Origin of the sequence: Proteus columbae (genome assembly GCF_002777965.1) — a bacterium.
In the GTDB taxonomy this organism is placed as follows: Bacteria; Pseudomonadota; Gammaproteobacteria; order Enterobacterales; family Enterobacteriaceae; genus Proteus; species Proteus columbae.
Genome location: NZ_NGVR01000033.1, coordinates 1 through 2751, shown reverse-complemented (window position 1 = coordinate 2751; position 2751 = coordinate 1). Strand labels below are relative to the sequence as shown.

The 2751-nt window shown below is 41.5% G+C and carries 2 protein-coding genes; both read left to right on the top strand.

The genetic code is table 11. The features are described from left to right. Nucleotides 1-643: QnrD family quinolone resistance pentapeptide repeat protein (locus tag CBE70_RS18235; protein ID WP_232797434.1), on the top strand; the 643-nt coding region annotated here is incomplete at its 5' end. Nucleotides 644-1280: 637 nt separating this feature from the next. Next, nucleotides 1281-1721: a hypothetical protein gene (locus CBE70_RS18230; protein ID WP_015063446.1), complete on the top strand. Its 441-nt coding sequence runs from the start codon at nt 1281-1283 to the stop codon at nt 1719-1721. Nucleotides 1722-2751 lie beyond the last annotated feature (1030 nt).

The window sequence follows — 2751 nt, the reverse complement described above, 5'->3', positions numbered from 1 at the left end:
GGAAAAGCACTTTATCAATGAAAAGTTTTCACGAGATCAATTTACGGGGAATAGAGTTAAAAATATTGCCTTTTCAAATTGTGATTTTTCAGGGGTTGATTTAACTGATACTGAATTTGTTGATTGTAGTTTTTACGACAGGAATAGCTTGGAAGGGTGTGATTTTAATAGAGCCAAACTAAAAAACGCTAGCTTTAAAAGCTGCGATTTATCAATGAGTAATTTTAAAAACATTAGCGCCTTAGGTCTTGAAATTAGTGAGTGTTTAGCTCAAGGAGCTGATTTTCGAGGGGCTAATTTTATGAATATGATAACTACAAGGTCATGGTTTTGTAGTGCTTATATAACCAAGACAAATCTTAGTTACGCTAATTTTTCTAGAGTCATATTAGAAAAGTGCGAACTGTGGGAAAATCGCTGGAATGGCACTGTGATAACTGGCGCCGTGTTTCGTGGCTCCGATCTTTCTTGTGGGGAGTTTTCATCGTTTGATTGGTCTTTGGCTGATTTTACTGGTTGTGATTTAACGGGTGGGGCGCTTGGCGAGCTTGATGCAAGGCGAATTAATTTAGATGGAGTGAAGTTGGATGGAGAGCAGGCGCTTCAGCTTGTTGAGAGTTTAGGTGTTATTGTTCACCGATAAAATCTAGGTAAAAAACGCCTAATGCCCCAATGTGGTACTAATCAAAACGGAGCGAAGCGACATCTTCATCTTGTCTTTGCTTTTCTCCATGATCAGTTATTGGGTCATGGTCTCTTAGCTCGTTAATCTGGCTAAGTTTGGTTAGGTTGGGCTTCTTTCGACACTTCGCAATCCAAGAAATCCCTAGTCCGTTGATTGGTGCTCTTATCAGGTACGCACTGTAATCTTTCGATACCGCAGCGTGATTCGGAGGTAGAGCCGGAATTTCGTTTTCCGGTACGTTTTACTACCACAATTTGCCTGTTTATCCTTTCGGAGACCGGGCTAAGTCCGAGTCAATCAAGTGGTGCATTTGGGTTAATGTCGTTGGCTGGTATTTAATGAGAACGTGACAAGCGCCTCTCACGTTGCTAAGATTGGATTGCGACGTCTAATCTGAGCAACGAATGCACAAGATTTAGAGTACCAGAGCCCTGTGATGCTGTCACGGGGCTTTGTTACATCTGGAGCTTGGTAAACCTCATAAATTCAATTCGCAACGCTCGCCGCAAGGCGTGAACTTGTTTCACGTCGAGGAAGCGGAATTTCTCGAAAGCCTTATACTGTCTCCGTTCACACATGATCGGAGGGTGTCTCTATGTCTCAATTATTTCGTTTGGCATCGCCAGAAGATTACGAATACATCGAAGAATTAAATTTATGGGAATTGTCATTTGATAAGCGACCGGTTCAAGGGGTTCGTTGTGAAGATCCGGTGATCGGGGCAGAAAAATATAATCAAGGGCGTGAAAAATTTAAGGCGTTAGCGTCACGGCATAAAAAACACTGGAAACCGAACGGATTGACCTTTTCGGAGTTGATCCGCTGGGCAATAGAATGCGGAACTCCAGAACAATGTCAGCTTGTTTTAGCGTTATACCATTGCACAAACGATGATGATTATCAGGCGATGGGAATTCAGTTAAGCCGAAGTATTGATAATGCAAATGTCAGTCCGATCATCTTTTTCACAGGTAAAAATCAACGGTTATTAGGTGATATTTCGATGCTAAAACAGCTCGAAGAAAAGGTGCGCTGACGTTAGGTTTACCTATTATTTTATGTATTATCCTATCTATTATTCTATCTCTTATTTTATCTATTTCGTCTGTAATAGGTAGAATAATACATAGAATAAGATACAGAATAATAGATAGACACAAGATGACGTTGTGTTATTTCTTACCCATTAATCCACCTGTTATTCTACCTATTACTTTACCCGTTATTGCACCCAATTTAGGTATAACGGGCAGAATAACGGGTGAAATAATGGGTAGAATCATAGTTTTACTAACTTGCACCCCATGATACTTTCAGTATCAATGCCACTCATTTTCTGGACGAAAATGAATGACATAAGGCTCCGCCCTCTGGCTATTTTCTTCGGCTGGACGCCTGCGAAAAAAACCATTCACCCAAGCCCGTCAAACTCACTGCGTTCGTCTGACCACCCCCTTTTTTCGCCCCTGTATTTGGTCGCTCAAAAATGTGGTGGTCAGACGCTTCGCTTGACGGGGGGCTTTGCCCCCAAAACGAAACACGTTCACTGGGGTTCACTTGCCATCGCTGGGGCGTGTCATTTCGTTTCGGCTCCCCCTGTTTTTCCCTTTCTTCGCTGGACGCTCATCAGGATAAAAACAAAAAGCCTACCGCCCTCGTTTTACTCGGTTGGTCAAATCGCTTCTTGCCACAAAACAAGTTTGTGACTTTCAGCGATTTCGCATCGTTTTACTTGTCAGTTTGCACGATGTTAAAAACGCACTCAGAAGCCCGCAAAACCGTTCTAAACTTTCAGCGTAGATTTGGGTGTTTTATAGGGTGATCGTGTCTTAAAATCGTTTCGAGGGGCTTTAATGGGGATGAACGGGAGGTTTTTGCTAACTAACTCGCCCGTTTAACATAAAAGGGATTGTATGAATCAATTTTAGCTAGAGTTTAAGGTTGTTCAAATTAATGTACAATGATTGCACTGTATAAATAACCAGGTGTAGCATGTATGGAAAAGCACTTTATCAATGAAAAGTTTTCACGAGATCAATTTACGGGGAATAGAGTTAAAAATATTG